Below are 24,948 nucleotides of genomic sequence, written 5' to 3' on the forward strand. Positions count from 1 at the left end.
AGTTAAGACATATCAAACAGCACCTGTCACAATATCATCATTAATATATGACTCAATTTCTTGATAAAGAAGTTGAGTTGCTGGATTTTGCATTTTTTCATAGTTACTCACCAAGTAATAACTAGGAATATTATCCTGCATAACACCCATATCAATAGCTTCAATAAGAATGCCTTGTTTTAAATACGATTCAACAAAAATACGGTTTATAAAAGCAACACCTATTCCTTGTATTGCTGCTTCAATGGCATGCATTGAATTTTGAAAATATATCTTACTTTGATTAGGGTCTAATTTAATATTATTATTCGCTAAAATTAAATCCCATTGAATTAGTCTATTCGTCGTTTCAATCAAAGTACTCGTTGATAATAATTCTGCAGACAAGTAACTTAAAGGCTTATCAGTATAGTCAGGTGCACAAACAGCAATCATTTGTTCCTGAAATAACAATCGGCAGTATTTTTCATTTGGTTTTTCAATACTATAACGAATTGAAATATCAATATTTTCTTTATTTAAGTCTAACATTTCAATAGTATCAATAAAGACAACCGAAATATCATTTTCACTCAGATATGCGTAATCAATTCGTGGTAATAACCACTTATTTAATAATGTTGGCGGAATCGCTATTGTTATTTTTTGTTTTTTTGTCATGAAACCAATATCTGTCGTTGCCTGATCTAAATCTTTTAAAATCAAACCAATACGATTGAAATAACGCACACCAGCATTGGTTAATTTAATTCCCCTATGTTGGCGAATAAATAATTTTTGACCAATAAATGCTTCAAGTGTCTGAATCTGATGACTCACAGCACCTGGTGTTACAAATAACTCTTCTGCTGCTAATTTAAAGCTATGTAGTCTTGCAGAAGCTTCAAAATAAATAATACCTTTTAATGGGGGAAGTGATCTCACATTGAATCCTTAAGTGATTTTTTCTCAACTATTGGTACAGTTTTATTGATTTGAGCTATTGTAATAAATAACACATTATACGTATAAGATATTTCACCATAACGTTTACTGATTGTTAGATAATGATGACACATTAAAATAACATTAGTTTTAACTAACCCATAGGTACTACTATGAAGATTAAGACGCTTGCTGTGGCGCTGCTTTTTACCCTACCATCTTTTATGTCACAGGCTGCAATGACATTAACCAGTCAAAATATTACTAATGATCAAACATTAAGTAATTCTCAGCTATTTAACCAATGGGGTTGTACTGGTAAGAATGAATCACCACAATTAAGTTGGACTGATATCCCTGCTGGCACAAAAAGCTTTGCTGTAACAATGTATGATCCTGATGCGCCAACAGGAAGTGGTTGGTGGCACTGGAGTGTAATCAACATTCCGGCCAATATCCATTCATTAGCAGAAGGTGCTGGGGCCGTTGGTGGTAAAAACTTACCCAAAGGTGCAAGTATGGTAACTAATGACTTTGGTTTTAAAGGTTTTGGCGGTGCATGTCCTCCACCAAAAGCAAAACCACATAATTACCAAATTACGGTTTATGCCTTAAATACAGCCAATATCAAACTACCTGAAAATGCATCTCCAGCATTAGCGGGTTATAACATCCTTGCTCACGTTATTGGCAAGGCTCGTCTTATCGCGCCAACTAATGCTCGATAAAAGATAATTTCCCATTGAAGCTACTTTAATACTAACAGTAGCTTCAATGGATTAAAGAGTCTTTCTATATCTTATACTCCTAACATCCTTCTATTATTAGCAATTTATATTACCTAACCCGCTTAGATTATCCCCTATACAGAATATCGACCTGTTTACATTTATCATGCTAAATACTGCTATCATTCACATACAGAATGTCATACCATTTAAATAAAGACATTGGATTTAATAAGGAACAGCATGACATATTGGAAAAACCTTCATCTGACTCGCCAAACAATCACTGGCTTATCATTATCAATTAATGTTGTTTATCCTCCAGAATTTGAATCTAATATACGCAATGAAATGCGATCGTTAAAAACAAACTATCAATGCCCACAGATCTTTAAGAAAGAAGTAATTAGTATTATTTGTGCTTATGATGGACGATTAGTCAATTTTAATCAGAAGTAATTAACATTATGACTAGATGATAATTAATCAATTAATGTAAATAAAGAAAGGTAAGGTATTAGCGGATAATGCAGTCGATTATGCGTTAGCAGAAAGATTAACGCGAAGATATTTAAAAACAAGCCCCAGAAACTACAAAAGCGCAAATAACAGAGTTATTTACGCTTTTATCAAACTTTATAGATTAACTATAAAATTATAGAGCTACAACGTTTGCAGCTTGAAGACCTTTTTGGCCTTGCTCTACTTCAAAAGACACTTTCTGGCCTTCAGCAAGAGTTTTGAAGCCTTCAGAAGCGATTGCACGGAAGTGAACGAATACGTCAGCACCGCCGTTGTCTTGAGTAATGAAACCAAAACCTTTCTCTTCGTTAAACCACTTTACTAGACCAGTTGATTTGTTAGACATGATGTGTCCCTTATATAAATACTTTAAAATTATCGCAAAATGCGATGCACTGTAACTTGGGTTATTAAAAATGACGATGAAAAGCGAAGGGAAACACTAATTTACACAACAATAACGAAGATGCTTCTAAGGTTTTTCTTTAACTTAATTCTCGTTCAATAACTCTAGCTACAGAGTAAAGGCATAATCTCATTAAACATTGTATTTGTAAAGTTTTTTATAGGTGAGGTTTTATGACCGCTTAAAAAAAAAGCATTGCTATCAAAAACAATACTTTTATCTCATTATAAATAATAACAGTGTTAATAAAATCAATGAATTATCATTAAATTTTAGTGAATACAAAGACCTAATCTAGGCCTTTATATTCTCTCTCGGTATTAGCTAATTATCCTATAAATAGAATGCTTTTTAATTCCCATTAACCGCATTTTTTTTAAATCGATATAATGCTAACAATGGTAATAATGCAACATAAGAAAACATCAAGAAACCAAACGTATAGACAAATGCCAGTAGTGTCGATTGTTGATGTAATAGCGCACCCACTTGCGCAATAAAGTTAGGATCAGTCACCGTAGTATGATGCTGCATTGCTTGTTGCTGCAATATTGGATTGGTTGCCGTAATATCAGCGCCTAATGCATGCCACTCCCGTTGTTGAGTACGGCTGAAATAGGTGTTTACGATTGATATACCAAATGAACTACCAATGGTTCGGCATAAATTAAACATTACCGCACCACCAACAGCATATTTTTGCTCAATTGTGCGATATGCCATTTGACTCAGCGGTGCAAACACCAATCCCATCCCCATTCCTTGAATAATTGACGGCACAAGAACCCAATAGAAATTAATATCCATTGAGTACCGCATCATTAAATAAGTACCAAAGATATTAAAACCAAGCCCTACAGCCACCAGCATTCGAGGATCTAATCGATCCATGTATTGTGCCATAACAAGTAACACAATGGCTGAAGCTAACCCACGCGGAGCCATCACAAATCCTGTCGTTTCTACTGGATAATGTAATAACTGTTCTAACATCATTGGTTGAAGTTGGGTAATACCAAATAATCCCATAGAAAAGCCAGCCATGATCAAACATGACACGGCAAGATTACGGTCTTTTAATAGCCACATCGGTGCAACATCCCCTTTTGTACGCAATGAACGCACAATAAAGAATACCCAAGCAATTGCACTGATGATCAATGAAAACAGAATAAAGTTAGACTCAAACCATCCTTCTTCATTACCTCTATCAAGCACCATCTGCAATAAGCCGATACCAATAGCCATACCAATAACTAACGGCCAGTCTAATTTTGACTCGCCTTTATCTTCAATTTTAACAAACAGATAAACTAGCGTCAGACACAATGCGCCAATAGGGACGTTAACATAGAAAATCCAACGCCAATCCATATTTTCAGTGATAATACCACCAACAGTAGGCCCTAAAATAGGACCTAATAAAATACCAACGCTAAATAATGCCATGGCTTTACCGCGTTGATCTGCAGGGTAAATTTGCACCATTGTCGATTGTGCCAATGGAATAACTGACGCACCAAATGCACCTTGCATGATTCGAAAGGTAACCATTTCAGTAAGACTATCAGCTTGGCCACATAAAGCTGAAGTAACGACAAAACCGATGACAGAAATAATTAATAATCTACGTACCCCAAATTTAAGCGCAAAATAACTCGCAAGGGGAATAAAAATAGCTTCAGCCATTGAGTAAGAAGTAAGTACCCATGTCACCTGTTCAGACGTAACCCCTAGTGCCCCCATCATATGCGGTAAAGCAACGTTGGCAATCGTCATATCGAGCAATACCATGATCGCTGATAACATAACGGCTAAGGTGATCCATAAACGGTTAGCTGGTGTAACTGACCCACTCATTAGTTAGTCTCTGATTGAGTATCAATAGTAACATTTGCACTCGCACCAACGCGCAGTAATGGCTTATTTTTCAAATCAATAAACTTCACACGCACAGGGAAACGCTGTGGTACTTTCACCCAGTTACCCGTTGCATTTTCAGCGGGTAATAATGAGAAAGATGAACCACTGGCAGGAGAAAGAGCCTCGATTTGTCCTTGATAAGTTACATCGGGATACATATCTAATGTAACCTTTGCAGTCATACCCACTTTTAATAAGCCAATATCTTTCTCTTTGTAGTTCGCTTGTAGCCATGCAGTGTTATCTTCAATTAATGGCATCATCGCCAAACCAGGAGAGACAACACTACCAGGACGAACACTGACCTTACCTAGCTCACCATCGTATGGCGCATAGATATTAGTATAAGAAAGGTTTAATGTTGCTTGGCTTAAGGCCGCCGCTGCTTGCTTAACTTGTGGGGCTTCATTACCTTTCGCACCTTGTTGGTTAATCAATTGCGACATTTTTGCACGCGCGGCTTCAAGTGAGGTTTGAGCACCCGCCAACTTGGCTTTTATATCATCACCTTGTTGTGCAGGTAATACTTTACGATTCACTAAATCCATTACACGATGATAGCTTTTTTGAATATCAACCAAGTTCGCATCAGCTGCACGTACATTAGCACTTGCCGCTAAAATTGCATCATCAGTGGCTTTATTTTGTTGTGTTGCCACTTCATAAGCTGCTTTCGCTTGTTCTAGCTCAATTTCATAAGGAGCAGGATCAATCTTAACCAGTAAGTCCCCTTCAGTAACATGCTGATAGTTTTCAACATTAACATTAAGAACTTTGCCGCTGATTTGTGGTGCAACATAAAGAATGTTGGCATGAATATAAGCATCATCAGTACTTGGATATAATTTTTGATGACGGATATAAAAATATCCTGCGGTACCTAAACCGGCAGCAATAACAATAAAAATAATAATATTTCGAAACTTATTTGTTTTTTTTGTTGCGTTTGATTGTTCTACTTGAGCCGTATCTGTCGTTGCCATGGATTTATCCTATTTAGCTAAAAGTTAGCTAAATTTGAGTCTAGATGATAAGAATTATTTTCGCTTAAAATGTTTCTTATATTCATCATGCATACATACTGATAGTCTTAATATAACTACCAGTATCGCGCTAAAAATAAGTACTATTTATAAGCTATAAAATAATAAGCTTGCACACCAATGCTTTCAAGTGCAGAAAACAGTGAACCACAGCACAAACAACCACAATGATACTGATTTTTACGGCTTATTTAATATGATTTAGAGTAAATGCATTAAAATAGTGATTTTACTTCGCTAAATAGCCTTAATAATAGAGATTTTAATTATCGAAAGAAGGTGACTTTAAATATAAAAACTTAATAACCACTTTTATTTATGGTTGTTTTTTAAACATTTTGACACTAATCTCTGCCATTAAAATGAAATATTATCTATCTCGATATATTTTGAACAAATTTAAAAACAAAAACCCTAAAAAAATAGGGCTTTATTATCAATTATGTTTGAATATTTTCACACCAATAAACCATACAGTATTTAACGTAAGCGACTTACTTTATCCACTAAATATAAAATGGAACGATATTCAATACCACTGTGCTCTGATAATCCAATTTCACAAGTTCGACTATTTGAATACCCTTCACTACATCCTTGTGGTACCTGTGCCTTTAACGGTGCAAGAGCACTTGCATTAAGTTCAGGTTTAGTAAAACCTTTGTCTCCAGCAAAACCACAACAACTAATATCATCGGGAATAATAACATTTAATGCACATGCTTTAGTCACTTGTTCAATCAGAGGCGCTAGACCTTGACGTCGAGAAGTACAGGTAATATGTAACATTACAGGCTCTGGCTGCGGTATGATTTTTAATCTTGGTAAAACAAATTCAGCAACAAACTTAAACGGTTCATAAATAATCAATTCTTTACGTAAATGTTGTTTACTGGCGCTGGCACATGGACTGGTATCCATCAAAATTGGATATTGGCCTTGTTCTGAAGCTGCCCACAGCGCTTGCTCCAGTTGTTGCGCTTTAAGGTGTGCTGTTTCGGGAAAGCCTTTACTTGTATAAGGCATGCCACAACATTGATTATTTAAATTAGCTGGAAAAATAACCTCATAACCCGCTTTTTCCAATAACGATATCGTAACTTCAGCTAATGGGCGTTTATCCTTTGCTTGTGCTTCAACCCCCATATTTCGAGCTGCACAACTTGGGAAATACACTATCCGCTCTTTGGTGATTCCACTAATAATTGGAGCAACTATTTTTGTAGCTGGCAACGGTAAATGTACGGTCCATTGTGGAATTTTATGGCCTGATAATTGATAAACCTTTTGCGTGAGCTTATGCATTCTATTGGTACCTAATAGGGTATGCATCTTATTCGCAACAGTTAATCCCGCCTTCGCTGACGCTGTTACCGTTGCAAAATGGTTTCCTGTCCACGATGCTATTTTCTTTGCTTTTTCCGTATGGTTCTGACGTAATTTTCGAACTAAATCACCCGTATTAATACCAACAGGACAACGCTCTGCACACAATCCCGTCGCTGCACACGTATCGAGCCCATAGTAACGGTAGGTTTTTTCCATCGCCGCTAAACGAGCAGGATCCTCATCACTACGCCGTAAGCGTGATATTTCACGAAACACAGTATTACGCTGACGTGGTGTTAATGATAAATTACGCGAAGGGCACACAGGCTCACAAAAACCACATTCCACGCATTTATCAATAAGTTCATCAGCAACGGGCATGGCTTTCAAATTTTTAATATGTGATTTTTTATCTGCGTTAATGATCACGCCAGGATTTAAAATACCGTGCGTATCAAAAATACCTTTAATTGCGAGCATTAACTGATAACCGTCATTTCCCCATTCAAGTTCAATAAAAGGCGCCATATTACGGCCAGTACCATGTTCTGCTTTTAATGAACCTTGGTAATCAACAGCAACCAATTGAGCCACAGCATCCATAAAAGCGCTGTAACGTTCAATTTCAGCCTGTGTATCAAATGACTGCGTGAAAACAAAATGCAAATTACCCGCTAAAGCATGACCAAAAATAATGGCTTCATGGTATTCAAATTGTACGAACAGTGTTTGTAAATCACGTACAGCGGGTGCCAATTGAGCAATAGGAAAGGCAACATCTTCAATTATTACTGTAGTACCACTTTCTCGTACAGCGCCAACAGCAGGAAACAGCTCTTTACGAATACCCCATAATTGCTCACAAACTTTAGTATCACGACTAAAATTCACTTGTTCAATTGGCGAAAATGCATTGATTATCTGTTGTATTCCATCACTTTGAAGACCTAAATCTTGTTCATCTTCAGCATGCAACTCAATTAATAGCGCCGCCGCTTCAGTGTTGCCATCAAGACCCAGTTGAGCAATAAAGCGTGGCATACCGGGTTTTTCTGCCACAGATGCCAATGAACGATTATCCATTAGCTCTACTGCTGCGACACGGGTTTTACTCAATTGGCTTACAGCAAGGCATGTTTGTTCGATGTCAGCAAAGACAAACAAACCTGATGCTTTAAAAGCATGGTTTACTACTGTGTTATAAGTGACATCCGCAATAAAACCTAATGTCCCTTCGGAGCCAACAAATAAGTGCTGTAACACATCAATGGGATCATCAAAATCCACCAGCGCATTTAAACTGTAACCCGTGGTATTTTTTAAGCGGTATTTATGGCGGATCTTATCAGCTAAAACACGGTTAGCCTGACATTCACTCACCAATAACATTAATTCTGAGATCATCTCAGCATGGCTTTTTTTAAATGCAGCAATACTGTTGAGATCTAACGTATTAAGTAACGTACCATCAGCCAATACCACCGTCATTCCAGCAATAGTACGGTAACTATTTTGTGAAGTACCACAGCACATTCCAGATGCATTATTGGCAACAATACCACCGATTTTACAACTATTAATAGAGCCAGGATCCGGGCCAATTTTACGTCCAAATGGCGCTAAAATAGTATTTGCCTCAGCACCAATAATTCCCGGTTGCAACCAGATTTGAGCCCCATCATTCAGTACTTTATAATCACGCCACCGACGCGTTAATGTAATTAACACCGAATCTGATTGAGCTTGACCGGAAAGGCTCGTACCGGCAGCACGAAAAGTAACAGCAATTTTACGTTCATAACACGTTTTAACGGCAAAAATAACTTCATCAAGCGTATCAAGCTGTAGAACTAATTGCGGTAACAAACGGTAAAAACTGGCATCAGTACCATAAGCAAACAGTAATGTTGGATCGGTAATAATTCTTTTTTCATCAATTTGCTGGCGTAATTGTTCTATCAAATCCATATAAACAGGCTGCATCATTGCTCCATGTAATTATTGTTAAGCATATCTATCATGCTTACTATTTTAATAAAGGATGAATAATTTTACTGCTATAGGTATAGTTGATATATATTGATTAATTCACATCTGTGTTGCAAAAACTATACTAATGCAAACCACTAAAAATTTATTACTGTTCTATCATCTGATTGAAACTGGGTCATTTTGTAAAGCGGCAGATCACATCGGTTTAACTAAGTCCGTCATCAGTAAGCGTATAACAGGGTTAGAAACTGCGTTAGGTGTACAGCTCATTTACCGCACCACCCGTAAATTGACACTAACAGAAGCTGGTGAAGTGTTTTATCACCATGCCAGAGAAGTGTATAACGCCGTTCAAAATGCCAATGATGCTATGAATGGTTTGGGTGAAAGTTTAACGGGTACTATTCGATTAACGGTTCCTACTATCTCTGGTGAACTTATTTTGCCAGAGGCGATAGCCGCTTTTAGTGAGAAATATCCCGATATTCATATTGAAATGGATCTTGATAATCGTTTTGTTGACTTGGTACAAGAAGGGGTTGATTTAGCTATTCGTACAGGCGCAATGCCTGATTCTAGCTTTATTGCACGCCAATTAGTTGAAGCGCGTTGGGTTATATGTGGTGCACCATGTTACCTTGCTCGACGAGGAACCCCCACCAATACAGAACAATTAAGTCATCATAATTGCTTAGGCTATAGCTTCCAAGAAACAGGGGCAAATGCTTGGCTCGTCAACGACAATTTAGGTCCCCATACCATCCATGTTAATGGCAATTTTACCACCAATAACGCTTCGGCATTGCGCGGAGCGGCATTACATGGTCAAGGCTTAGTTTACGTGCCAAAAGTATTAGTGGCTCAAGATTTAGCTCAAGGCACATTAGTTGAAGTATTGGCACCTTATGTAGCTAAATCATTAGGCATTTATGCGGTATATCCTTATACCAAACAACAACCAACGAAAGTGAAGTTATTCATTGAGCATTTATATTATTATTATCAACGTCAGCGTGATCAGTTCCAATAAATATTGATAACACTATTTAATACTGATCACATCAAACCATATGACGTTATTACTTATATGGATATCAACTTCTTCATCGATATTACGTCCAAGTAATGCTTCACCAAAGGGTGATGTAGGTGTAACAATAATCACATTTTGTCCATCAATCGTAAACTTTAACCCACCAGCCGCAGGGCCTAAAAATACGTGTTTCACATTACCGTCATAGTCTTCTAAAGTAACTAAATGGCCAACGACGACAGTATCTTGTTGTATAGGCATTGAGGCAAATAAGTGCTGGTACGCACTAATATCATCTTTGCATTCAGCCACCCGCTGTGCCTGACCATGAGCAAGATACGAGGCTTCTAATGCAAAGGTATCATATTTATTTTCAGCTACATTTTCATCATCTGTAGCAGTATTGTAAGCTCGCATTGCAGCTTCAGTCGCTATTTGTAATGTCTGTTCTAACTGTTGCTGAATACGCTCGAGTAATACAACTTTATTCATCACAGATCCCTCTATATAACCAAATGGGCGCTGATTATACATTGAATAGAGAGACAAACAAAAACGGCAATAACCTATTGGCATCAGTGCAGCTTCACATTAAAGAATTCCACTTAGGTGCCGATATGTTTTGGTATTTATTATTACAAAGCCTAGGTTTATTTATATGTATATTGTTAAACGATTTTTATGTGTGCTATGTCTGGTGATAGCACAACCAACAATGGCATTGACGCAGATCCATTTACTCAATTATAAAGATAGCTATGGCAATATTTCATTAAAAGACAGTGGCAATATTCGCTTACCCGATCCTTTAACCGTTAATGGTAACCTTAATCTCGAGAATAGCCGCATTAACATGTTGCCTTTACGTCTTATTGTAAAAGGGAATCTTAATTTAGCTTATAGCAATATTGAGCACTTACCTTTAGCCCTCAATGTTGATGGCTATATCAATCTTGCTTATTCTAAAATTAAAGAACTTAACTTTGGTTTACGAGTACTCGGCGATCTTAGTGTTGCTCATACCCAATTGAAAAAATTACCAGATAACCTTTATGTAAAAGGTGATTTATTGCTTCAAAATAGCAAAATTCTAACATTGCCGAATAAGTTGGTCGTCGACGGTAATATTTATATTGGCAATATGCCACTCCAAGATCTTCCAAGCGATATTATTATTGGCGGATCGTTATATAGATAACAATAAAAATTGCATATATATGAGTAAGAACAATTTACTTAATGCCAAAGCAATCGATTGCTTTGGTATGGAAAATTTAATATCAGCATTAATATTTAAAGGAAGTATAAGTTAGCCAGAAATGTTGTAATGTAAATCTGTATTTCTGGCCACTTTGGCCGTTGATATTTGTTATGAACAATCTTCAACAAACACTTAATTAGAGGATAATTAAGTGTATTCATTCCTTTATCACCTATAAAGAAATGTTTGTTTCAAACCTAAGCTTTAATAGCTTTAGTTGTTTGATTTTTATGGTAAAACCACTGTCTACGACTGCGTGTTTTCATTATAAACCTCTCATTTTTTCCCAATGAGCAAGGTTGATATCACTATATATTAATACCGTTCTTACTCGACTATTCGTGTTCTACTTAACCAATATTATATGACGTTATAATGACACATTAATTGAATTATTATGAACAACATCATTTGCGTATCTATTTATGACAACAACTTCTAAGAACAAGTTCCATTGTGAATAAATATTACTGTGATAAGACTTCGTGGAGGGTAATTTAGGAAAGAATATAAACTAAGACTTTCTGATTTTTAAAATAACTTTCACCTAACGATCTATATCAACACAGTTAATATAATTATATTTTTACTTTTTGACAACTCTTCTCATCTGTTTTTTTGTGAGATATCTCTTTCTTTTATTAATTATATGATTGAATAAAGGCTAACACCTTGCTAAACAAGGTAAAAATAACCTACTTTTATTTTTACTTTATCTAACAATTCTTTTTTTAAGATTGAATATTTCCCCCCTCTTTACTTAAAAACTGCCTACAACACTTATTTTTCGGTTTTTAAGCATTATTAGAATGCAAATATCATTCAAACATCTATGCTTAATAGTGCGAAAAGGTTTCAGGTTTGGGAAAGCATAATGACAATACACAGTATCTCTATTGAACTTACAGCTAATGCGCCTAAAAATGTATTGTTTGCCTTACTTTCAGATCATGAGCAACTGCACCGTTTTTTTAATGCTAATTACATCTTACTACGTGCAGGTAAACCGCATAACAATGGCATTGGCGCTATTCGTGAAGTAAACAACGGCTTTTTTACTTATCAAGAGCAGATTATTGACTTTAAAGAAAATGAACATCTTCATTATAAAATTATCACTGGTGCCCCTATTGCTGAACATGGCAGCTGGATTAAATTTATCAGTATCAATACAGAGCAAACTAAAATTCAATACCACATGACCTTCTCACCTAAATTTATTGGTACAGGGTGGCTGATCAAGCAACATATTCATCGCTTCATTAAATTAGCATTGGTAAAGTTAATTCATTTTAGTGAAACCAATCCTCAACTGATCAATCAAGCTATCGCTAAAGATCCTTCAACTAATGTTAACCCAAAGATCTAACTCTTGATAATAATGCGGTGTGACTCCACAGATCTTACTTTTTAAACCAGTTACCCACTCAATAATTGATCCTAGCCCTATAAATTAATATGTATTTATTGATTAATAGTCATATCTAGCCATGTTTGTGAGTATATTCTATGACTAAAAATCAACCACTACTAACGACTGAGCGCTTAATTCTACGTCCTTTAGAATTATCTGACGCGACCAAGATCCAACTACTAGCCGGCAATGTTGATATCGCTAATGGTACAATTAGTGTCCCACATCCTTATTCTGATGGTATGGCAGGAAAGTGGATAGGTAAACATTTAGCAGGTTGGCATAGTCACCAGTCCGCTATTTTTGCTATCACTCTAAAAAGTAATCACCAACTTATCGGCTGTGCAGGATTAGAAAATATTAGCCAGCATAGCGCACAGCTAGGTTATTGGATTGGTGTCCCTTTCTGGGGCAATGGCTATTGTACAGAAGCAGTTGAGCGCATAAAAGAATTTGGGTTTAATAAACTCAATTTACAACATCTTTATGGCCGACATTTAAAAACCGTATCAGGCCCTGAAAATGTCATGATCAAAATTGGCATGAAACATGTTCCCTCTCTTACCATTCCTAGTCATCATATCTCACAAGATAATATTGCGATCTATGAGGTACTAAAACAAGCAGCGTCATAACAAAAAGAATAATATGAAGAGCCATTCACGGGATGATCATTAGGGTGAAAGTAGCATTTACAGTTATTAATCGTTAGCATACTCATAACTGAACGTTACTTATTACTGAGTTTTAATCGTGAAATCACCTTGTGTCGCTAAATGTAAAAATAATGCTGGTATTTGCAGTGGCTGCTTACGGACAATGACAGAAATCAGCCACTGGATAGCTTATCCAGAACCTCAACAACTGGCAATCATGGCACAAATAAAAGCCATAACACCAACCCATCAGTGCCCACAATGCCAACAGCCCGCACAATGCGATATTCAAGCAGGAAAAGCGACCTGCTGGTGCTTTGAAATTGAACCTCGCCAAACACTCACTGATACAGCCAATGCTTGCCTATGTCGCCAGTGTCTATCCTTATTACCAACCTTATGATATTTCACTATTGGCATACAAAAATAACCTCGATATCATTAATAATGCCAACCCGTTACAATGATTAGTGCATTATAAGATAATACAACGCCTATACGTGCTCGATACTATCTGGAACCGATATGGACATTAAAGTTAATAAGCGTCAAGGACAACTGCTTAGTGAAACGATAGCTCAATGGCAGCAACAGCACCTAATTGATGATCAACAGGCGCAGCAATTGCGCCAAAGTTACCACGTTATTACTTTTGATTGGAAACTCCTCGCGGTCTATTCCTTTTGGATTGCTATTGCCTGCTTTATTCTTTCGGTGATCTTATTGGTGGCCGATGATTATCTGATTACCTTAATCTCACGTATCATCAACACACCAGCAAGTGTATTAACGCTACTGAGTACAATACTTGCTGGACTATTATTTTTCTTTGGCGTTAGACGTCGCCAACGTCATCCAGAAAAAACAGTCAGTAATGAAGCCATGTTCTTTTTTGGCGTACTTATAACGGCAGTCGCGAGTGGATTTCTTAGTCACACCACTTTAGCGCTACATTGGCGTGAAAGTATTTTTATATTCATCCCTACGATAGCTTATACGGTAATCGGGCTTCAACTTCGTTCTGTTTTAGTGTGGTTATTTGCTTTATTCGGGATTGGATTATGGGTGCTAACTGAAACATCTTATCTTGCACAAGATCACTTCCTCTTTTGGGGAATGAACATTCCATTACGGTTTATTTTTGTGGGAATATTAATTGTCGGATTAAGTACGATTTTTAAGCCTCATAGCCGATTTTACTTTGCAAAAGAAGCCACACTATTTGTTGGGTTAATTTATTTCTTTAATGCACTATGGATGCTAACTATTTTTGGTAACTATGACAGTTTACGAGCTTGGTCTCATGTGAAACAGATCGAGCTCTGGGGCTGGAGTGTAGCAATGCTTTTTATCACTATAGGCGCCATTTTTTACGGAATTAAAAACAACAATGCTTTAATACGCGCGTTTGGCATTATCTTTTTGTTACTGTGTCTCTATAGCCGTTATTTTGAATACTTCTGGGATACATTACACAAAGCACTCTTTTTTGCGATATTAGCATTAAGTTTTTGGGGAATAGGCAGCCGTGCCGAAAAAATTTGGCAATTAGGATCCAAAAATTAATAAAGAGCCGCTGTGATCATAATAATAAACCAGCGGCATAATGATGAATTTATCGAATCGAACAGAAGACTAGCAAATAGAAGTATCTCTTATTTAACTGCGTGTTGTTCTAAATTGTATAATCGAATTTCATGTAACACACGCTCAGTTAACATATCATTCATTGTGTTTCGCATTGATTCCTGCATATTCGAAATAACAGGAAACACATTTTGATTCATTTCATCTAAGCAATTTTTAGATACTTTCATTTTCAAATCAAACTCAAACGAAGCAAGCGCTAAAAATTTTTCCATTCGCTCGATAATAATGTCGACCATGTAACTATCTGCACCTAAATCTAACAATTCCTGTTCAACAATTAATTCTAACGGCGTACGATCGCGAGGCTGTTCTTTTACTGGAAACGCAAGAATATTTGACATCATATCCTCCTCATAATCAGTAATAATCATCCGTTGATAATTATTATAATAACAATATTGCTACATTCATCCTATGTGTAATTTTAGCAATTGAAAAGACTATTTTTAATAAAAGTTATCATTAAAGCAACATTTCTGATTTTAGCGCATAAGAAAAAAAGTATAATAACAGCTAATTATCATACACTTAAATCACAAACAACCTTACCCATAAATTTATGATATTTATTTTCACTACGCTTTGCCGAGACTGATCTGTTGATGACAAACATGTTTTTTGAAAAGTGTATAATGAAAAGGATCAAAATTTCGCGTATAACTTAGCGTAATAATAACAAATTAAAATTTTAAGTGAGATTATTCATTTAACAGGGAGTCTGTATGAAAAAATTTTTAATAGCCGCAAGTTCTCTTGCTGTCGCATTAACACTAAGTGGATGCTCGGATAATGAAGTAGGCGATGTTTCTTTAGGAATGTTTACTACTAAAGACATTAAATTAAATACATTAGTCGACCCAATCGTCCCTGGCGTTACATGTCATATAGCAAGTATTGAAGCAGATTTAAGTCTAGCAGATCCTTCTGATTCTTCTATTTCATGCCGCCAAACAGGTGAGATAACACCTGAAATGATCGCCAATATTGATAAATCAAAATCAGGTGAAGTAGTATTTAAAAAATCTAAAAGTATCTTTTTTAAATCAATGAAAATACGTCGAATTTATGATCCTCAATCAGAAACATTGATGTATTTATCATATTCAACCAAAACAACAACCGGTAGTTATAAACACAGTTTGTCAACAGTACCATTGTGGGGAACTAAAGCTTACGTTGATCATACGTCGGCGTCGGCAACCAATATTCAATAATATTGCATTATCGCTTCTTATCTATCTGATTTGGAAGCGATATATTGCACCCACCCTTCAGTTTTAAACATATAAAAAACCAATAACAATATCCAGAAAACGTTAATTTAATAACTATATCCAACATAACAGTAACACTTCCCCCACAAATAAAATTATCATTATTGAAAAGTGTGATTCCGATTCCGATAATAACTCTTCTCTATTAGTCTTTTTTTGGCATAGTCCACACAACAACAATACATATTAACTATGTTTAATTATTTAACATTCCACGGATGAATAATTATGCTAACAAACACTAAAAAATCAATTGCTTTCAAGATGCCTTCCCAATCAATCACCCTGTTGGCGAAAATTTGCTTGCTAACATTGACAACTTTACCCTTAGCTAATATGACGATAGCACAAGAGATAATCCAAACAAGCACACCAACAATCATCGACAATATATTAATCAATCCTGATATTGGTATTACTGATCATCAATCATTTAATATTCATGGTGATCCATGGTGGAACAAGCCAAGCCACCCAGAAACCTCTGTGGTTTATTTTCGTTGGTATTGGGAAGAATTGGAACCCAAAAAAGGTCAATATAATTTTCAACTCATTGACGACACAATTAATCAAGCTGCCGCATTAGGTAAAAAAACAGTTATCCGATTTATGACAATGGCAGGAAAAGATGAAGTTTATTACAATCCATCCCCTAATGAAGGAAAAAAAATACTAGGAGTCCCTTGCTGGGTAAAAAAACAAATAGATAATAATACAACAGGGGGTGATTGCGCAGACAACAATCACTTTGTGGTCGATTATAAAAATCCTATCTTAAAAAATAACTTACAACAGTTCATTACTGCGATGGGAGAGCGCTATAACAAGAATAAGAATATATTACGTTTAGATATCGGTTTAATTGGTACTTGGGGAGAATGGAACCTAGCATCACAAATGGGTTATCAACAGCCAACGCTAGGTCACCATGGGTATGGTACAAAAGATTTAATCCCCTATATTAAATTAATGCAGAATGCGTTTCCAAACAAACAACTTTCTATTGATTTGACATCAACTGATGATGATATTACTAGCTATGCAACCAAACTTGGTATTGGCTGGCGTGCCGATTGTATTGGAGACTGGCAACCCGATTGGAATCATATGGAACAAGGCTATCCAAATACCATTGAACACATACAAGGCAATGGTCATAATACGAATAAGCATGCTGATCCCTATTTCCTTAATCGTTGGAAACAAGCACCCGTTGATTTTGAAGTTTGCCAAGACCTTAATTATTGGGCACAAAATGAAAAGATTTATACACTTGATAATGTTAAAAAGACATTTGACTTTGCCCTCGATTCACATGCTTCTTTATTTAATCTAAAGTCAGGCAATGTACCGACGATCTATAAAGATCTTGTTGATGATTTCATTAAGAAACTCGGCTATCGATTTGAACTTTCATCCGTTGAAATAAGTAGCCGTTTTATGCCATCATCACCTATAACAATTATTTCAAAATGGCAGAATACGGGCGTTGCGCCTAGCTATAATAACTATCCTGTAATGTGGCGTTTACGTAACGTTGATAATCATGTTGTCACCTATTTTTCAACCGACAACGATATTCGCACATGGTTACCCGCAGAAAACCGTGATGCTAGCGCACCAACGTATAAACAAACGAATACCTTTTATCTACCCGCGAATATTAAACTCGGCAACTATCAGCTAGATGTTGCCCTCGTTGAACCCTCCACAACAACGGCTAAAATTAAACTGGCCATTGATGGGATACTTGATGATAACTGGCATCATATTGATACGATAAATATCAAATAATAAGCACTAAAAAGCGCCTATTCATAATGAATATGGCGCTTTCTCGTTTAGGCATCTTAAGCCTGTAAATACTCTTTATTTACTAAAATAAGGAATTTCCTTTCCAAACTTAACCATAGCTAAGTAATTAATTTTTCTATAAATATTACTATATTTAGATAAAATATTTTTTGAGTCAATAACGGTCATATTGCCCCAGTATGACAATGTATGAATGCCATCAGAAAATGGAGCAACTGGCATTACATCTTTGAAAAATTCTTCTGCATAAGCAGTTTTTGATAGCTTCGTAATATGCATCACTTTTAAGCTGCCACCATAGGTTACGGCGCAGTTTTGACAAACACGGTAATAATTATTATCGCGATCAACAATCGGCCCCCCATTACGACCAAAAGCTTTATCATTAGCGATAGGAGAACAAGGATGAGGTTGATAATCACCTAATAAAGTATCTGCACAAAATAACTTTTGCTTAAAAGGTTCGTCTGAAGTAGAGGTAAATAAGTAAAATACATCATCAACTTTTTTTATACAGGTATCAATATATTTACCATCATTAAGCAACGTTTTTACCTTCTCAAATTTAATGCCATTAAATTTATACAATGACATTTCATTCAAATCTGACGTTTCAATAATAGAATATAATTCATTTTCCTCTTCAAACGTAAAAGGAAATGATTTATGTCCTACAATTTTATTCACATCTTCAAAAAAATTATAACGCTTACCATCGAAATCAACACATTCAATTTTCCCATTACCATGAGAATAATCAAAAATTTCATAAGCAATATAATCTTTATTGTTTAATGTAAACACAAAAGGATCAGCTTCAAAATCTTTATCTGTAAAATTAAACCAATGAATATCATAAGCATTTAACCCATTGATAATCACATCTAATGGATGCTCTCTAATCAATCCAATACGCCAAAAATCTTGATTAGTAAATTTATTTAACAACACCATTTAATTTGATTCCTTAAATGCTTTCACGTAACGTTAATATGAACAGTGATAAATACATGAAAAATATTTTTATCTATTATTAATATACAGTACATTCACATTAATAACACAATAAATATAACACAATAAATATAAATAAAATATATACTGAATTATAAAGATATCAATACTATAAAATATACATTTATTTATTTGACTATTTGTAAAAAACATATTTATACAATATATTTTATAATTGAACTAAGGTTATATACCATGACAATAGTAAATAAACACCACATTTCTTTGTGTTTTTTTAGCTTATTTTTACCATCTTTTGTACAAGCAATGACAATTACATACCAACCCACAGTGAGTCATGAAATATTAGTTAATCCTGATATTGGTATTACAGATCATCAAACCATTGATATCAGAGATAACCCAAATTGGAATATACCCAGTTATCCTAAAACTTCTGTGGTTTACTTTCGCTGGTATTGGGAACAATTAGAACCACAGCGAGGTAAATATAACTACAAACTTATCGACGATACGATTCAAGCGGCAAAAAAAGAAAATAAAAAAATAGTGATCCGATTTATGACCTTAGCAGGATTAAATGAAACCTATTACTCAAACTCATCACAAAAAGGTAAAAAAATACTTGGAATTCCTTGTTGGTTAAAAAAACAATTAGATCCACAGACACATCATATCTGCACTAACAATAATAGTTTTATTGTTAATTATAACAACCCGATATTCAAACAAAAACTACAACAATTTATCACTGCTATGGGTAAGCGCTATGATCATAATCCTGATATATTACGCCTAGATGTTGGCTTAGTCGGCACATGGGGCGAATGGCATCTTGCAACACATTACGCAGGAAAACGTCCAACATTGGGTCACATTGGTTACACTACATCCGAGTTGACACCCTATATAGAGATGATGCGGAAAGCGTTTCCTAATAAAATGTTATCTATCGATCTTGGTTCACCTGATGATGATTTCGCGAGTTATGCCACAAAACATGGCTTAGGTTGGCGAGCAGATTGTCTAGGTGATTGGGCTAAAGGATGGAATCATATGCAAGATGGCTATCCTCAAACATTACGTCATATAGAAGGAAAAACATCTACCAATAATCGTACCACTGAAAAGTTTAATGATCCGCTGTTCTTATCGCGTTGGAAAAAAGCCCCGGTCGATTTTGAAATTTGTGATACGATGAAAAAATGGGCTCAACAACCAACTCTTTATACTCAAAAAAAAGTTGAACAAACCTTTACAACAGCGCTCACATTACATGCATCATTATTAAATTTAAAATCAAGCCTTATTCCAGAAAAATATCAACCATTACTTAATACTTTTTTAAAAAAAATAGGTTACCGATTTATTATTAATAAAATAATACTTGATAGCCATTTTACACCAAATAGCTTAATTACAATAACATCATTTTGGAAAAATATTGGTGTTGCTCCCAGTTATAATAACTACCCCATCGTATGGCGAATCGTAAATAACAACCATAAAGTAATTGCCTATTTTAATACGAAGAATAATATTACAACCTGGCTTCCTGCAACAACACTCAATAGCGCTCCCCCCGTTTATACACAAACGAATACATTTACATTACCTAAAAACATAAAATCAGGAAAATACACACTAGAAGTTGGGTTAGTAAAACCAAATACACATAATGCAGTAATATCACTTTCGATCACTAACAAATCTTATAAAAAATGGTATTCATTAATGAATTTTATTATTCAATAATGAATATTACTTAATAGTAACTCATAGCATTGATATTACCCGACCAGATAACTACTTTTCAATAACCATAATGATAATAAAGGAGCATCAAATATTAACATTTGATGCTCCTTTATTTTAACAAATTAATTATACTCTAAAAAATCAATATAAATAGAATGTGATATCAAGCGTTAAATAGAATCAAACACTTATTAGTGTCATTTATTTAATGAATGTATTTCTAAATGCATCCCAAACACCAAAAGAAAAATGTTTGAAAATATCAATTCCTAGTGCAGACTTAATTAAATACATTGTTAATATTGCAAACATAAATAAACTAATACAGCCAAATAAAATAAGCAACGATTTAACTAATAGAGATAATGATGATCTCTTTCGCGTCTGATAACGACGATCTTTACCAACAATAAAAACAGTATAATAACGCCATTTACCAAAACCAATAACAGGTCTTAAATCTATACAGTGATCACTGCCAGAGGTATTTCTAACAATCGATTTTTCTATTTCTTGTTTCTGTTCTAATGTAAAAGACGATAGAACATCATCAGGCATTGAATTAAAAAACCGATCTTTTATAGAATTTTCTTGTTGAGTGTAACCAGTATTACAATTCATATACAGTTCTTACTTTTTCATTATTGCTTGTTGGTACACACCAAACGTTTGTTCTGAAATTAAATTCCAATCGTAGTATTTTAGGTATTCTGCATACGAGACAAGAGGCTGATTAATTCCAGCAATAAGCATATTCGCTAAGTCTTGGCTATCACCACATTTAAAGTAACACTGTTCAGGTAAATGAACTGCCTTATTCGCAGGAATATCACTAACAATAGCGGGTAATGAAAAAGACATAGCTTCTAATAAAGCAATAGGCAGCCCTTCACTAAATGAAGGAAGCACGAAAGTATCAGCTTGTGAGAAAATACTATGTAATTCCTCTCCGGATAAGAATCCCGTTAATACAACGTTATCCATCTCCCTTGCTGTATTCTTTAGTTTATAGCTGTATTCTGTTACGTGATCACTATCACCGACTAAGACTAATTTTTTTTTGATTCCGCTAAGCTTATAAGCTTCAAGTAAAACATCTAAGCCTTTTTCTTGAGAAAAACGGCCTACAGCAATAATATAATCTCGTGGTTCAAGATCATACTTTGATAAATAATCATTGATTTTATTTTGTTCGGGTAATTGTGGTGGATTAACACCATTAAAAATCAAATGAGTATCACTACGACCATATTTTTCATTCATCAAATTTTGCATAAAATCAGAGATAACAATCACCTCTGTTGAATATTTCATCGCCCATTTTTCACCAAGACGAAGAATAAACTTAGCTAACTTACCCCATTTTTGGTGATCATAATTTTGGCTATGATGTGTAAATATGACTTTTTTATTAAATAATCGTAACAATGGAATAACTAAACCAGACCCAATGGCATGTACATGTACAATATCAGCACCTTCTTTAATCGCATAAAAAGCCGCTAAAAAAGAGTGTAGAGGAGCCTCTAAAGATTTATTCGTTACGGTAGGTAAAGCTTTTAACTTAACCCCTTCATATACACTTTCAGTATAAGGTACATAAGGTTTACGTGCAGTCACTGTTATATCTAGATCATATTTTTTAACTAATAACGGATACAACGACTGACAATGAGATTCAACACCACCAGGTACATTGGGTATACCGCGCGTACCCAAAACTAAAATAGATTTATTCACAATACAAACTCTTAAATGTAAAATGCCAGCTATTAACTGACATTTTATTATTAGTGGAAATTAGCTAGCTAAAAGTGATTGGTATAATTTAATCAACTCTCTTTTATGTACATCTAATGAATATTTCTCTAATAATCGCGCGCGACCTTTTTGTCCCATTGTAGCGACTAATGCTTCATCATCGGCTAATAACTGCATTTTAGCAGCAAGATCATCAGCATCACCAGACGTAAATAGATAGCCAGTTTCACCATCTAACACCTGCTCAGGAATACCACCAATATTAGCGCCAATAACAGGCTTACCGTAGCTCATCGCTTCTAACACTGACATAGAGCAGTTTTCATTCCACTCAGATGGCACAATGACTGCTTTTGCATTTTTAATAATTTCCGTTAATGCATCCCCGGTTTGAAAACCTAATAACTCAACATTATCAAAATGTTGTTTAATATGATCAAGCATCGGTCCAGTGCCTAAAACTTTAAGCGGTGTATTACCTTTAAGTTGGCTATGTGCTTGTGCCAACGTCACAATGCCTTTCTCTTGAGTTAACCGACCACAAAATAAAAAGTAACCTCCATCGTTACCAATATCTGTGGTTGATGCATCAATACCATTAACAATTACATCAACATTTGCTGATGGAATTTGACGTAAGATCATCGATTTCATAAATTCACAAGGGGCAATAAAAGCATCTAACGCTTCATAGCTCTTCATTGTACGATGATATAATGCTTCTAATGATAGTAATACACTGCGTGGCCATGAACCATCCTGCCACTGGTATTTAAAGAGATTAATATTACTACCGGTGATCCAATCTAAGTCAATATTCTCCCCAGCAGCAAGCATGCTGTAATTGGGGCAAACAGACTTATAATCATGCGCAGTTAATACTGTTTTACAACCTAATTTTCGTGCAATCTTGATCACTGATGGTGTGATTTGATGATAAATATTATGGAAATGAACAATATCAGGTCGCTCAGCTTTAATTAGCTTTTCAAATTGATCACATGCATATTGATTATGTACAAAGTTCACTGCAACTTTAATATTATCAAAAATAGAATGTTTACCATGGTAATCAACATTATCAACAAAAAAATCCGCATAATCTGATGGAATATTCTTTTCATGCTTCATTGAAAAATCAATAACTTGATATCCTGCTTCTTGCACCATATCGCGTTCTTGAAAGAAAACAGTCTCAGCGCCACCATGTGGGAAGAAAAATTTATTAACAAATAGAACTTTCATTGAATTACCAGCCATTATGAATTTTTTTGATTAACGACATTCTTAATATCAGCAGCAACTTGCTCACCAATAAACGCGTAAGAACGGTTATTTTTAATATAATTATATCCAGCATCTAACTCTGTTTGTGTCATTGGATGCTGTGCTAATTCAACCATTGCAGCAGCATAGGATTGGCTCGTTCCATCAGTCACTCGTCCACAGCCAGATTGTTCAATAACAAATTGCTGATCCGGTGAATCATTACAAATCATGGCTTTTTTAAGTGCCATATATTCCATAGCCTTAGTCGGTGTTGATACATCTAACAACAATCCGCGATTCATAAAACCAATCACCATATCGACACCTTTAAGATATGCCCACGCCTGCTCTGTTTGTACCCAACCCGTAATATGAAAATCATCACTCAGTCCCATATCATCAGCTGTTTGTTGTAAAAACTCGCGATCTTTCATCACTTCAGAATCACCAACAAAAAGTAATTTAAGATCTGGCACAGTAACCTTAGCTTCTTTAAATGCTTCAATAATAACGTCAAGTTTACGAAGTCGATCAAGACTACCAAGATAACCAATAACAGGAGCATCACCCCATTTAGGTATTTTTATGGCATCCGTATTAGCAAAGTCATCGATCTTATCAAAATCAACACCCATTGGAACAACCATCATATTGCTTTGTTCGATGCCTTTATTTTTAATGTAATTAAGCATGAAGTCACTTTGGACATAGACACGATCTGAATGAGGTAAAATAATACGATAAAGAATAAACTCCTCAAGCAAACCACGTACTAAAATAATAGGACGCTTCCAGCTAGGTATATTTTCAGTCTGATCTTTCGCACGCATAGTGCGACTTTCAGCATATAAAAACGACACCCAATAGGTATAAGGTAGCTTGATTAATTTAGCGATCACTAAACAAATTAAGCCCACCCAAACCATGTCACGCACTTGAATTAATTGAAAACCATCTTTTTTTGCGCTAAAAGCTAACTTTGCAGCATTAAAGAAATAAACTATTGAATCTAAATGGCGATTAGCTGTTTTTTTACTCGTTTTTAAGGTACTACCCTCAGTATGAATATTAACAGTTTCAGTTTTAGGCATACCGACAATAGTGGTATTCACACCCTTTTTAGGTAGCTCTTTAGAATATAAAACATCAACATCTGGACGATAAGATGGTAGCTCTTCAGGTACAAAATTGATGACATTAATTTTCGTGTTCATC

General features: G+C 35.2%; 23 protein-coding genes. 11 read left to right on the forward strand and 12 right to left on the reverse strand.

Annotated features, from left to right (window positions below):
- Positions 1-12: 12 nt before the first annotated feature.
- Positions 13-924, reverse strand: a complete 912-nt coding sequence (locus C9I86_RS05910) for a LysR family transcriptional regulator (protein WP_107275914.1) — start codon at positions 922-924, stop codon at positions 13-15.
- 173 nt (positions 925-1,097) lie between these two features.
- Here C9I86_RS05910 and C9I86_RS05915 point away from each other — a divergent pair, with 173 nt between their 5' ends.
- Positions 1,098-1,652 (forward strand): YbhB/YbcL family Raf kinase inhibitor-like protein, encoded by a 555-nt coding sequence (locus C9I86_RS05915; protein ID WP_080155552.1) that lies wholly within the window; start codon positions 1,098-1,100, stop codon positions 1,650-1,652.
- Between the two features lie 243 nt (positions 1,653-1,895).
- Positions 1,896-2,111, forward strand: coding sequence for a hypothetical protein (locus C9I86_RS05920; RefSeq protein ID WP_107275915.1), 216 nt, complete (start codon positions 1,896-1,898; stop codon positions 2,109-2,111).
- A 196-nt stretch (positions 2,112-2,307) separates the two neighbouring features.
- Here the strand turns inward: C9I86_RS05920 and C9I86_RS05925 are convergent, their stop codons facing one another.
- From C9I86_RS05925 to C9I86_RS05940, 4 genes are all read right to left on the reverse strand, one after another.
- Positions 2,308-2,520 (reverse strand): cold-shock protein, encoded by a 213-nt coding sequence (locus tag C9I86_RS05925; protein ID WP_036791338.1) that lies wholly within the window; start codon positions 2,518-2,520, stop codon positions 2,308-2,310.
- 411 nt (positions 2,521-2,931) lie between these two features.
- A complete protein-coding gene (locus C9I86_RS05930) occupies positions 2,932-4,440 on the reverse strand; it encodes a DHA2 family efflux MFS transporter permease subunit (RefSeq protein WP_107275916.1) in 1,509 nt (502 codons plus the stop codon).
- Positions 4,440-5,486: an HlyD family secretion protein gene (locus C9I86_RS05935; RefSeq protein ID WP_080155549.1), complete on the reverse strand. Its 1,047-nt coding sequence runs from the start codon at positions 5,484-5,486 to the stop codon at positions 4,440-4,442. Before C9I86_RS05935 ends, C9I86_RS05930 begins: the two co-directional genes overlap by 1 nt.
- Before the next feature lie 540 nt (positions 5,487-6,026).
- Positions 6,027-8,858 (reverse strand): FAD-binding and (Fe-S)-binding domain-containing protein, encoded by a 2,832-nt coding sequence (locus C9I86_RS05940; RefSeq protein ID WP_107275917.1) that lies wholly within the window; start codon positions 8,856-8,858, stop codon positions 6,027-6,029.
- A gap of 133 nt (positions 8,859-8,991) precedes the next feature.
- On the opposite strand from C9I86_RS05940, the gene C9I86_RS05945 reads away from it, so the two are divergent.
- Positions 8,992-9,897, forward strand: a complete 906-nt coding sequence (locus C9I86_RS05945; protein WP_107275918.1) for a LysR family transcriptional regulator — start codon at positions 8,992-8,994, stop codon at positions 9,895-9,897.
- Positions 9,898-9,909: 12 nt separating this feature from the next.
- On the opposite strand, the gene C9I86_RS05950 is transcribed toward C9I86_RS05945, so the two are convergent.
- Positions 9,910-10,392 (reverse strand): GreA/GreB family elongation factor, encoded by a 483-nt coding sequence (locus C9I86_RS05950; protein ID WP_080155546.1) that lies wholly within the window; start codon positions 10,390-10,392, stop codon positions 9,910-9,912.
- Between the two features lie 166 nt (positions 10,393-10,558).
- Between C9I86_RS05950 and C9I86_RS05955 the strand changes: the two genes are divergently transcribed.
- The 5 genes from C9I86_RS05955 to C9I86_RS05975 all read left to right on the forward strand — a co-directional run bounded on the left by C9I86_RS05955 (position 10,559) and on the right by C9I86_RS05975 (position 14,797).
- Positions 10,559-11,098: a hypothetical protein gene (locus tag C9I86_RS05955; protein WP_107275919.1), complete on the forward strand. Its 540-nt coding sequence runs from the start codon at positions 10,559-10,561 to the stop codon at positions 11,096-11,098.
- Positions 11,099-12,035: 937 nt separating this feature from the next.
- Positions 12,036-12,530, forward strand: coding sequence for an SRPBCC family protein (locus C9I86_RS05960; protein ID WP_235865752.1), 495 nt, complete (start codon positions 12,036-12,038; stop codon positions 12,528-12,530).
- 140 nt (positions 12,531-12,670) lie between these two features.
- Complete coding sequence (locus C9I86_RS05965) at positions 12,671-13,210, forward strand: GNAT family N-acetyltransferase (RefSeq protein ID WP_080155545.1); 540 nt, start codon at positions 12,671-12,673, stop codon at positions 13,208-13,210.
- Positions 13,211-13,328: 118 nt separating this feature from the next.
- A complete protein-coding gene (locus C9I86_RS05970) occupies positions 13,329-13,634 on the forward strand; it encodes a DUF1289 domain-containing protein (RefSeq protein WP_080155544.1) in 306 nt (101 codons plus the stop codon).
- Between the two features lie 122 nt (positions 13,635-13,756).
- On the forward strand, positions 13,757-14,797 hold the full coding sequence (locus C9I86_RS05975) for a DUF2157 domain-containing protein (protein WP_107275920.1): 1,041 nt from the start codon (positions 13,757-13,759) through the stop codon (positions 14,795-14,797).
- An 89-nt stretch (positions 14,798-14,886) separates the two neighbouring features.
- Here the strand turns inward: C9I86_RS05975 and C9I86_RS05980 are convergent, their stop codons facing one another.
- Complete coding sequence (locus C9I86_RS05980; RefSeq protein WP_241956853.1) at positions 14,887-15,225, reverse strand: hypothetical protein; 339 nt, start codon at positions 15,223-15,225, stop codon at positions 14,887-14,889.
- 378 nt (positions 15,226-15,603) lie between these two features.
- On the opposite strand from C9I86_RS05980, the gene C9I86_RS05985 reads away from it, so the two are divergent.
- Together C9I86_RS05985 and C9I86_RS05990 are read left to right on the forward strand one after the other, a co-directional pair.
- Positions 15,604-16,095, forward strand: a complete 492-nt coding sequence (locus C9I86_RS05985; protein ID WP_107275921.1) for a CreA family protein — start codon at positions 15,604-15,606, stop codon at positions 16,093-16,095.
- Between the two features lie 288 nt (positions 16,096-16,383).
- Positions 16,384-17,949 (forward strand): DUF4832 domain-containing protein, encoded by a 1,566-nt coding sequence (locus C9I86_RS05990; protein WP_107275922.1) that lies wholly within the window; start codon positions 16,384-16,386, stop codon positions 17,947-17,949.
- Between the two features lie 75 nt (positions 17,950-18,024).
- Here the strand turns inward: C9I86_RS05990 and C9I86_RS05995 are convergent, their stop codons facing one another.
- Entirely contained in the window at positions 18,025-18,924 is a 900-nt protein-coding gene (locus C9I86_RS05995; RefSeq protein WP_080155540.1) for a hypothetical protein, read from the reverse strand.
- A 255-nt stretch (positions 18,925-19,179) separates the two neighbouring features.
- Between C9I86_RS05995 and C9I86_RS06000 the strand changes: the two genes are divergently transcribed.
- A complete protein-coding gene (locus C9I86_RS06000) occupies positions 19,180-20,700 on the forward strand; it encodes a DUF4832 domain-containing protein (RefSeq protein WP_107275923.1) in 1,521 nt (506 codons plus the stop codon).
- A gap of 204 nt (positions 20,701-20,904) precedes the next feature.
- Here the strand turns inward: C9I86_RS06000 and C9I86_RS06005 are convergent, their stop codons facing one another.
- The 4 genes from C9I86_RS06005 to C9I86_RS06020 are packed head-to-tail and all read right to left on the reverse strand — an operon-like array spanning position 20,905 to position 24,947.
- A complete protein-coding gene (locus tag C9I86_RS06005; protein ID WP_080155538.1) occupies positions 20,905-21,324 on the reverse strand; it encodes a hypothetical protein in 420 nt (139 codons plus the stop codon).
- 9 nt (positions 21,325-21,333) lie between these two features.
- Positions 21,334-22,443, reverse strand: a complete 1,110-nt coding sequence (locus tag C9I86_RS06010; RefSeq protein WP_080155537.1) for a glycosyltransferase family 4 protein — start codon at positions 22,441-22,443, stop codon at positions 21,334-21,336.
- A 60-nt stretch (positions 22,444-22,503) separates the two neighbouring features.
- Positions 22,504-23,709, reverse strand: coding sequence for a glycosyltransferase family 4 protein (locus C9I86_RS06015; RefSeq protein ID WP_080156509.1), 1,206 nt, complete (start codon positions 23,707-23,709; stop codon positions 22,504-22,506).
- Between the two features lie 14 nt (positions 23,710-23,723).
- A complete protein-coding gene (locus tag C9I86_RS06020) occupies positions 23,724-24,947 on the reverse strand; it encodes a glycosyltransferase (RefSeq protein ID WP_107275924.1) in 1,224 nt (407 codons plus the stop codon).
- Between the last annotated feature and the right edge of the window lies 1 nt (position 24,948).

The sequence above is a fragment of the Photobacterium sp. NCIMB 13483 genome (assembly GCF_003025475.1).
Classification (GTDB): domain Bacteria; phylum Pseudomonadota; class Gammaproteobacteria; order Enterobacterales; family Vibrionaceae; genus Photobacterium; species Photobacterium piscicola.

What these genes read in the sequence shown, in the direction of transcription:
- C9I86_RS05965 (WP_080155545.1), top strand. Translation starts at nt 12,671, where the DNA reads ATGACTAAAAATCAACCACTACTAACGACTGAGCGCTTAATTCTACGT.
- C9I86_RS05995 (WP_080155540.1), bottom strand. Translation starts at nt 18,924, where the DNA reads ATGGTGTTGTTAAATAAATTTACTAATCAAGATTTTTGGCGTATTGGA.
- C9I86_RS05915 (WP_080155552.1), top strand. Translation starts at nt 1,098, where the DNA reads ATGAAGATTAAGACGCTTGCTGTGGCGCTGCTTTTTACCCTACCATCT.
- C9I86_RS05925 (WP_036791338.1), bottom strand. Translation starts at nt 2,520, where the DNA reads ATGTCTAACAAATCAACTGGTCTAGTAAAGTGGTTTAACGAAGAGAAA.
- C9I86_RS05940 (WP_107275917.1), bottom strand. Translation starts at nt 8,858, where the DNA reads ATGCAGCCTGTTTATATGGATTTGATAGAACAATTACGCCAGCAAATT.
- C9I86_RS05980 (WP_241956853.1), bottom strand. Translation starts at nt 15,225, where the DNA reads ATGATGTCAAATATTCTTGCGTTTCCAGTAAAAGAACAGCCTCGCGAT.
- C9I86_RS05990 (WP_107275922.1), top strand. Translation starts at nt 16,384, where the DNA reads ATGCTAACAAACACTAAAAAATCAATTGCTTTCAAGATGCCTTCCCAA.
- C9I86_RS05955 (WP_107275919.1), top strand. Translation starts at nt 10,559, where the DNA reads ATGTATATTGTTAAACGATTTTTATGTGTGCTATGTCTGGTGATAGCA.
- C9I86_RS06005 (WP_080155538.1), bottom strand. Translation starts at nt 21,324, where the DNA reads ATGAATTGTAATACTGGTTACACTCAACAAGAAAATTCTATAAAAGAT.
- C9I86_RS05920 (WP_107275915.1), top strand. Translation starts at nt 1,896, where the DNA reads ATGACATATTGGAAAAACCTTCATCTGACTCGCCAAACAATCACTGGC.
- C9I86_RS05960 (WP_235865752.1), top strand. Translation starts at nt 12,036, where the DNA reads ATGACAATACACAGTATCTCTATTGAACTTACAGCTAATGCGCCTAAA.
- C9I86_RS06020 (WP_107275924.1), bottom strand. Translation starts at nt 24,947, where the DNA reads ATGAACACGAAAATTAATGTCATCAATTTTGTACCTGAAGAGCTACCA.
- C9I86_RS06015 (WP_080156509.1), bottom strand. Translation starts at nt 23,709, where the DNA reads ATGAAAGTTCTATTTGTTAATAAATTTTTCTTCCCACATGGTGGCGCT.
- C9I86_RS05935 (WP_080155549.1), bottom strand. Translation starts at nt 5,486, where the DNA reads ATGGCAACGACAGATACGGCTCAAGTAGAACAATCAAACGCAACAAAA.
- C9I86_RS05930 (WP_107275916.1), bottom strand. Translation starts at nt 4,440, where the DNA reads ATGAGTGGGTCAGTTACACCAGCTAACCGTTTATGGATCACCTTAGCC.
- C9I86_RS06000 (WP_107275923.1), top strand. Translation starts at nt 19,180, where the DNA reads ATGACAATAGTAAATAAACACCACATTTCTTTGTGTTTTTTTAGCTTA.
- C9I86_RS05950 (WP_080155546.1), bottom strand. Translation starts at nt 10,392, where the DNA reads ATGAATAAAGTTGTATTACTCGAGCGTATTCAGCAACAGTTAGAACAG.
- C9I86_RS05985 (WP_107275921.1), top strand. Translation starts at nt 15,604, where the DNA reads ATGAAAAAATTTTTAATAGCCGCAAGTTCTCTTGCTGTCGCATTAACA.
- C9I86_RS05945 (WP_107275918.1), top strand. Translation starts at nt 8,992, where the DNA reads ATGCAAACCACTAAAAATTTATTACTGTTCTATCATCTGATTGAAACT.
- C9I86_RS05975 (WP_107275920.1), top strand. Translation starts at nt 13,757, where the DNA reads ATGGACATTAAAGTTAATAAGCGTCAAGGACAACTGCTTAGTGAAACG.